At 59.8% G+C, this 234-nt stretch carries 1 pseudogene; it reads left to right on the forward strand.

Going from position 1 to position 234, the window contains the following annotated elements:
• Positions 1-66 precede the first annotated feature (66 nt).
• Positions 67-234: pseudogene (locus O4G76_RS21680) on the forward strand (segregation/condensation protein A); the annotation flags it as partial.

Below are 234 nucleotides of genomic sequence, written 5' to 3' on the forward strand. Positions count from 1 at the left end.
CCCCTGCTGCGCTTGACACCGAGGCGGTGGAAGCGGAACTATCTGCCCTCATGGGCGGACAGGTATATGGCTGACGAAGACTCGCTATTTCCAGAGGACACACTGACGGTCGAGGAGCGGCTCGAAGCCGAGGCGCTGATCGTGGATGTGCAGGGCTTTGAAGGGCCGCTTGATCTGCTTCTGACGCTGTCGCGCACGCAGAAGGTCGATCTGCGTCAGATCTCTGTCTATGAG

The sequence above is a fragment of the Limimaricola sp. G21655-S1 genome (genome assembly GCF_027213785.1).
Taxonomy (GTDB): Bacteria; Pseudomonadota; Alphaproteobacteria; order Rhodobacterales; family Rhodobacteraceae; genus Limimaricola.